Genomic DNA, 6,914 nt, shown 5'->3' with positions numbered 1-6,914 from the left:
GGGCCCTTCCGCCGTCCGCGGCCGGGCCCGGCGCGCCGCGGTTGGCAGGATTCCGGCGGCACCCGTCCGCCGCCCGCGGCCGGCGGACCGCCGCGCAGGGATAGCCTGATCGGGTGAGCAGCTCCCCCTCCCTCGTCCCCTCGGATCGCGAACGGGCCCTGGGCACGGGATACGGCTTCAGCGCGTACCTGCTCTGGGGAGTGCTCCCGCTCTACTTCGTCTGGCTCAAGCCGACGGGCCCGTGGGAGGTCGTCGCGCTGCGCGTGCTCCTCTCGCTCGTCTTCTGTGCGCTCCTCCTCACGGTCATGAGGGGCTGGGGGCGGATGGTCGCCGTGCTGCGGAATCCGCGGCTCGCGCTCTGGACGGCGGTCGCGGGGCTCCTCATCTACGTCAACTGGCAGGCGTTCCTCATCGCGACGCAGACGGGGCACGTCGTCGAGTCGAGCCTCGGCTACTTCATCAACCCGATCACGACCGTGCTCCTCGCCGTGCTCGTGCTGCACGAGCGCGTCCGCCCTGCGCAGTGGGCGGCGATCGGCATCGCGGCCGTCGCGGTCATCGTCATCGTCGTGGCTTACGGATCCGTGCCGTGGATCTCGCTCATCCTGACGGCGTCGTTCGGCGTTTACGGCCTCGTGAAGAACCGCATCGGCGGCGCGGTCGACGCCGTGAGCGGCCTCGCGCTCGAGACGATGTGGCTCGCGCCGATCGCGGTCGTGCAGCTCGTCGTCGTGGCCGCGACGACGGGGCTCACGTACGGCCAGGTGAGCGTCGGGCACACGATCCTGCTGTCGCTCGCGGGCGTGGCGACGGCCATCCCGCTGCTGCTCTTCGCGGCAGGAGCGCGGCGCGTGTCGCTCACGACCGTCGGGCTGCTGCAGTTCATCGCGCCGATCCTGCAGTTCCTGTGCGGCGTCGTCGTCCTGCACGAGCCCATGCCGGTCGAGCGCTGGATCGGCTTCGCGATCGTGTGGGTCGCGCTCGTCGTGCTCACGGTCGACATGGTGCGCCACGCGCGCCGCAGCCGTCGCACCGTCGCGGAGCCCATCGCCTGACACGGAGGACGTCCGGCTCGGAGGATGAGCAGAGCCGATCGAGGGCGCTCAGGTAACGATTGCGTCGCGATGCCTCACTGGGTATCGCCTGTGAGCGGAAACCGAAACACCCTCGTAGCAATGCATCGGTAGCGTGCCGCGCACAGTCGCGGGGCACCCACCGCTACCACCCGATCTCCGGATCACCGAGAAAGGACCCATCCCATGGTTCGATCCAGGAAGGCTCTCACGGGCTTCGCCGCGTTGGCAGGGGCGACGGCGCTCGTGCTCGCCGGCTGCGCCTCCGGCGGCGGCGACACCACCGCGTCGGAGGAACCCGAGGAGACGACGGATTCGAGCGCCGAGGTCGGAGGAGACCTCGCGCTCAAGATCGGAACGGCTCTGCCGGTGACGGGCTCGCTCGCGTTCCTCGGCCCGCCCGAGATCGCGGGCGTCAACTACGCCCAGTCGCTCATCAACGAGTACACCGAGACGAGCGGCCTCGACCTGGAGGTCGTGCACGGCGACTCCGGCGACCTCGACAACAAGGCGTACGAGACCGAGATCCCCCGCCTGCTCAGCGAGAACGTGTCGGCCATCATCGGCGCGGCCTCGTCCGGCGTCTCGCTCCAGTTCATCGACCAGGTCGTCGGCGCGGGCGTGATCCAGTTCTCGCCGGCGAACACGTCCGACGCGTTCACGACGTACGAGGACGACGGGCTCTACTTCCGCACGGCGCCCTCCGACGTGCTGCAGGGCGACGTGCTCGGCAACTTCATCGCCGAGCAGGGGCATCAGACGCTCGGCCTCATCGTGCTCAACGACTCGTACGGCACGGGCCTCGCCGGGTACGTCACCGAGGCGTTCGAGGCGGCCGGCGGCGAGGTCGTCGCGAGCTCGACCTTCAACCCGGGCGACACCACGTTCGACTCGCAGATCGCCGAGGTGACGGCCGAGGACCCCGACGCCATCGCGCTCATCACGTTCGACGAGGCGAAGGTCATCGTGCCGAACCTCGTGGACGCGGGCTACCCCGCCGAGAACCTCTTCTTCGTCGACGGCAATCTCGCGAACTACTCCGAGGACTTCGAGCCCGGCACGCTCGCGGGCGCGCTCGGCACGTACCCCGGCCCCACCCCGGCTCAGGTGCAGGACTTCGTCGACGGCCTCGACGCGTTCGTGGAGGAGTCGGGCACCGAGGCGCTGAGCGACTACACCTACGCGCCGGAGTCGTACGACGCGACGAACCTCATCGCGCTCGCGGCGCTCGCCGCGGGGTCGACCGATCCGGCGGACATCGCGGCGAAGCTGCAGGAGGTCTCGGGCGGATCGGGCGACGGCGAGAAGTGCGAGACGTTCGCCGACTGCGCCGACATCATCCTCGACGGCGGCACTGCCGACTACGACGGCGTCTCGAGCCCCGTCACGTTCGACGATGTGGGCGACCCGACCGAGGGCATGATCAACATCTACCAGTACCAGGACGACAACACGTACGTCCCGTTCGAGGGCTGATCACCCGCTCCGAGGCCCCGTCTCCCGTCTCGGGAGGCGGGGCCTCGGCCGTGCCCGAGCCGCCTCGCCCGAGTTGTTTTCGGCGACCCGAAAAGCTACGTTTTCGGCATGCCGAAAAATCTCGTGAAGGCCGCGGCCCTCGCCGCGGCCGTGGCCGTGCTGTCGGGGTGCAGCGCGGCGGACGACGGCGACGACGGGCGTCCCGTGGTGCTCACGACCTTCACCGTCCTCGCCGACATGGCCGAGAACGTCGCGGGGGAGCACCTGCGCGTCGAGTCGATCACGAAGGCCGGTGCCGAGATCCACGGCTACGAGCCGACCCCCGGCGACATCCGCCGGGCCGCCGACGCCGACCTCATCCTCGACAACGGCCTGAACCTCGAGGCGTGGTTCTCGCAGTTCGTCGAGTCCGTCGACGTCCCCCACGTCGTGGTGTCGGACGGAGTCGACCCCATCGACATCGCGGGCGACGCATACGCGGGCACTCCGAACCCGCACGCGTGGATGAGTCCCCTCAACGCCCTCGTCTACGTCGAGAACATGGTCGATGCGTTCGCCGAGCTCGATCCCGAGCACGCCGACGACTACGCGGCGAACGGAGCCGCGTACGCCGCCGAGCTGCAGGCGGTGCACGACGAGCTCGTGACGGAGCTGGAGGCGCTCCCCACGGCCCAGCGCGCGCTCGTGACCTGCGAGGGAGCGTTCTCCTACCTCGCCCGCGACGCGGGTCTCGAGGAGGCGTACATCTGGCCCGTGAACGCCGAGCAGCAGGCGACGCCGCAGCAGATCGCCGCCGCGATCGAGTTCGTCGACACCGCCTCGGTGCCCGCGGTGTTCTGCGAGTCGACGGTCTCCGACAAGCCGATGCTGCAGGTCGTCGACGCGACGGACGCGGCCTACGGCGGTGTGCTCTACGTCGACTCGCTCTCGGAGGCGGATGGCCCCGTGCCGACGTACCTCGATCTCCTCCGCTACGACGCGGAGGCCATCGTGGCCGGGCTGACCTCGTGAAGCCGGCGATCGAGGTCGACGGCGTGACCGTCCGCTATCGCGAAGTCCTCGCCCTCGACGACGCCTCCCTCACGGTCGAGGCGGGGCGCGTCACGGCGCTCATCGGGATGAACGGATCGGGCAAGTCGACCCTGTTCAAGAGCGTCCTCGGGCTCGTCCGGCCGGACGCGGGCACCGTGCGCATCGACGGGGGAACGCCTGCGGCGGCGCGCCGATCCGGCGTCGTGGGGTACGTCCCGCAGAGCGAGGACGTCGACTGGGCCTTCCCCGTCTCGGTGCGGGACGTCGTCATGATGGGGCGCTACGGACGCCAGGGGCTCACGCGCCGGCCGCGCGCGAGCGACCGGTCAGCCGTCGAGGAGGCGCTCGCGCGCGTCGACCTCGTCGATCTCGCCGACCGCCAGATCGGGCAGCTGTCCGGCGGCCAGCGCAAGCGCGCGTTCGTCGCCCGTGGCATCGCCCAGTTCGCGGGGCAGAGCGCCGGAGCGCGGGTCCTGCTGCTCGACGAGCCGTTCGCGGGCGTCGACAAGCGCTCGGAGGCGACGATCGTGCGCCTGCTCCGCGAGCTCGCGGGGGACGGATGCGCCGTACTCGTGTCCACGCACGACCTGCATGCGCTTCCGCAGCTCGCCGACGACGCCGTACTGCTGCTGCGCCGCCCGCTGTTCCACGGAACGGTCGCGGAGGCGCTCGAGCCGGCGAACCTCGCCCGCGCCTTCGGCCTGGAGGACGTGGCATGACCATCCTCGATCTGCTGCTGGAGCCGCTGCAGTACGACTTCATGGTCCGGGCGCTCGTCGCCACCGCCGTCGCCGCCGTCGTGTGCGCCCTGCTGTCGTGCTGGCTCGTGCTCGTGGGATGGTCGCTCATGGGCGACGCGGTGTCGCACGCCGTGCTCCCGGGCGTCGTCATCGCCTACATCGTCGGCGCGCCGTTCGCCCTCGGCGCCCTCGTGTTCGGGCTGCTCGCGGTCGCGCTCATCGGCCTGCTGCGCGACACCAGCCGGGTGAAGGAGGATGCCGCGATCGGCATCGTGTTCACGACGCTGTTCGCGCTCGGCCTCGCTCTCATCTCCGTCACGCCGAGCCAGACCGACCTGAATCACATCATCTTCGGCAACATCCTCGGGGTATCCGACGGCGACCTGCTGCAGATCGCGGTGCTCGCCGCCGTCGCGCTCGCCGTGCTGCTCGTGAAGCGCCGCGACCTCACGCTCTACGCCTTCGACCCGACGCACGCCTTCGCGATCGGCCTGTCTCCGCGCCTGCTCGGGGCCGTCCTGCTCGGCGTGCTGGCGCTCACGGCCGTCGTGGCGCTGCAGGTGGTCGGCGTCATCCTCGTCGTCGCGATGCTCATCATCCCGGGGGCGACCGCGCACCTGCTGACCGACCGCTTCGGGCGGATGCTCGTCATCGCACCGACGCTGTCGGCGGCATGTTCCGTGATCGGCATATACCTGAGCTACTGGCTCGACGCGGCCTCGGGTGCGCTCGTGATTCTCGTCCAGGGGGTGCTGTTCACGCTCGTCTACCTGTTCGCCCCCGCCCACGGAGTGATCGGGCAGCGGGTCTTCCGCAGGCGCGCACGTGCGTGACGGGATCGGACCAGAGGTGCGGATGGCCGGGGCGCCGCCCCGGCCATCCGCTCAGACGCCGAGCGTGCCGAGGTAGAGCTGCGTGACCTTCGGGTCGCCGAGCAGTTCCCTGCCCGTGCCCGTGTACGCGTCGCGCCCCTGGTCGAGCACGTAGCCGCGGTCGCAGATCTGCAGGCAGCGGCGGGCGTTCTGCTCGACCATGATGCAGGTCACCCCGGCGCGGTTGATCTCGGAGACGCGGATGAACGCCTCGTCCTGGCGGACCGGCGACAGACCGGCCGACGGCTCGTCGAGCAGCAGCACCTTGGGGTCCATCATGAGCGCGCGCCCCATCGCGACCATCTGCCGCTCGCCGCCCGACAGGCCGCCGGCGCGCTGGCCGAGGCGCTTGGCGAGGTCGGGGAACACCGACGTGACGAAGTCGACGCGCTCGGCGTACATCTTCGGCTTCTGGTAGGCCCCCATCTGCAGGTTCTCGGCGATCGTGAGCGACGGGAACACGTTGTTCGTCTGGGGGATGAACCCGACGCCGCGTGCGACGAGCCGGTCGGCCTTGAGGTTCGTGATCTCGTCGCCGGCGAGGCGGATGGCCCCCGAGCGCACGTTCACCTGCCCGAAGATCGCCTTCAGCAGCGTCGACTTGCCGGCGCCGTTGGGGCCGATGATGCCGATGAGCTCACCTTGGTAGGCCTGCAGCGAGCATCCGTTCAGGATGTTCACGCCCGGCAGGTAGCCGGCGTGCACGTCCTCGACGGAGACGACGAGATCGGCCTCGTTCCCGGTCATGCGCGGTCCTCCTCGTCGGCCTCGGCGAGGCCCTCGGCGGTCAGATCGGTCTCTGCGACGGACGCGGATGCCGCGGCGTCGGTCGTGGGGTCGGCGTCGACGACGGGGATGCGCCCCGTCACGACCCCGAGGTCGAGCTCCTGGTGCGCGCCGAGGTAGGCGTCGACGACGGCGGGGTCGCGCATCACGTCGTCGGGCGCGCCCTCCGCCACTACCCGTCCCTCGGCCATCACCACGACCCAGTCGGCGATGTGGCGCACCATGTGCATGTCGTGCTCGACGAAGAGCACCGTCATGCCCTCGTCCTTGAGGTCGAGGATGTGCTCGAGGAGCGACTGCGTGAGCGCCGGGTTCACGCCCGCCATGGGCTCGTCGAGCATGACGAGCGTCGGCTCCGTCATGAGCGCCCGCGCCATCTCGAGGAGCTTGCGCTGCCCGCCCGACAGCGATGCGGCGAAGTCGTCCTTCTTCGCATCGAGCTTGAACTTGCGCAGCAGCTCGAACGCGCGGTCCTCGATGCCGGTGTCCTGCGCGCGCCAGAGCGCGGGGATGAGGCTCGACCAGAAGCGCTCGCCGACCTGCCCCTTCTGGCCGAGCTTCATGTTGTCCATCACGGTGAGGAGTCCGAGCGCCTTCGTGAGCTGGAAGGTGCGCACGAGCCCCATCCGCGCCACGCGGTGGGCCGGCACGCCCGACAGCGACCGGCCGTCGAACGACCAGGTGCCCTCGTCGGGCTTGTCGAACCCGGTCAGCAGGTTGAAGAGCGTCGTCTTGCCGGCGCCGTTCGGGCCGATGAGGGCCGTGATCGCGCCGCGCGGGATCTCGAGATGGGCGACGTCGACGGCCGTGATGCCCCCGAACGAGCGGGTGACGCCGTCCGCGACGATGATCGGGTCGACCTTGGCGCAGCCGGGCGCGGCGTCGCCCGTGTGCAGGCCGGTGGTCTTCGGGCGCGCGACCGGGGCGGTGGCGGG

Annotated in this window: 7 protein-coding genes; 5 read left to right on the top strand and 2 right to left on the bottom strand. The window is 70.4% G+C overall.

What is annotated here, in order from left to right; genetic code table 11:
- The first annotated feature begins 113 nt into the window (after positions 1 to 113).
- The 5 genes from rarD (at position 114) to ACWGPF_RS13470 (ending at position 5,154) form a co-directional block, all read left to right on the top strand.
- Positions 114 to 1,055: an EamA family transporter RarD gene (gene rarD / locus ACWGPF_RS13490; protein ID WP_452333283.1), complete on the top strand. Its 942-nt coding sequence runs from the start codon at positions 114 to 116 to the stop codon at positions 1,053 to 1,055.
- A 204-nt stretch (positions 1,056 to 1,259) separates the two neighbouring features.
- Positions 1,260 to 2,549: an ABC transporter substrate-binding protein gene (locus ACWGPF_RS13485; RefSeq protein ID WP_452333282.1), complete on the top strand. Its 1,290-nt coding sequence runs from the start codon at positions 1,260 to 1,262 to the stop codon at positions 2,547 to 2,549.
- Between the two features lie 108 nt (positions 2,550 to 2,657).
- On the top strand, positions 2,658 to 3,560 hold the full coding sequence (locus tag ACWGPF_RS13480; protein ID WP_452333281.1) for a metal ABC transporter substrate-binding protein: 903 nt from the start codon (positions 2,658 to 2,660) through the stop codon (positions 3,558 to 3,560).
- Positions 3,557 to 4,300: a metal ABC transporter ATP-binding protein gene (locus tag ACWGPF_RS13475; RefSeq protein ID WP_452333280.1), complete on the top strand. Its 744-nt coding sequence runs from the start codon at positions 3,557 to 3,559 to the stop codon at positions 4,298 to 4,300. Before ACWGPF_RS13480 ends, ACWGPF_RS13475 begins: the two co-directional genes overlap by 4 nt.
- Positions 4,297 to 5,154: a metal ABC transporter permease gene (locus ACWGPF_RS13470; protein ID WP_452333279.1), complete on the top strand. Its 858-nt coding sequence runs from the start codon at positions 4,297 to 4,299 to the stop codon at positions 5,152 to 5,154. The genes ACWGPF_RS13475 and ACWGPF_RS13470 overlap by 4 nt, the downstream gene beginning before the upstream one ends.
- A gap of 51 nt (positions 5,155 to 5,205) precedes the next feature.
- Here ACWGPF_RS13470 and ACWGPF_RS13465 read toward each other — a convergent pair whose 3' ends face one another.
- A complete protein-coding gene (locus tag ACWGPF_RS13465) occupies positions 5,206 to 5,940 on the bottom strand; it encodes an ABC transporter ATP-binding protein (protein ID WP_452333278.1) in 735 nt (244 codons plus the stop codon).
- A complete protein-coding gene (locus ACWGPF_RS13460; RefSeq protein WP_452333284.1) occupies positions 5,937 to 6,875 on the bottom strand; it encodes an ABC transporter ATP-binding protein in 939 nt (312 codons plus the stop codon). Before ACWGPF_RS13460 ends, ACWGPF_RS13465 begins: the two co-directional genes overlap by 4 nt.
- Positions 6,876 to 6,914 lie beyond the last annotated feature (39 nt).

The sequence above is a fragment of the Microbacterium sp. NPDC055683 genome (genome assembly GCF_053617895.1).
The sequence above is the reverse complement of the archived record's forward strand: the minus strand, read 5'-3'. Positions and strand labels throughout refer to the sequence as shown.

Coding starts and splice junctions, on each gene's coding strand:
- ACWGPF_RS13485 (WP_452333282.1), top strand. CDS start 1,260: ATGGTTCGATCCAGGAAGGCTCTCACGGGCTTCGCCGCGTTGGCAGGG.
- ACWGPF_RS13480 (WP_452333281.1), top strand. CDS start 2,658: ATGCCGAAAAATCTCGTGAAGGCCGCGGCCCTCGCCGCGGCCGTGGCC.
- ACWGPF_RS13470 (WP_452333279.1), top strand. CDS start 4,297: ATGACCATCCTCGATCTGCTGCTGGAGCCGCTGCAGTACGACTTCATG.
- ACWGPF_RS13465 (WP_452333278.1), bottom strand. CDS start 5,940: ATGACCGGGAACGAGGCCGATCTCGTCGTCTCCGTCGAGGACGTGCAC.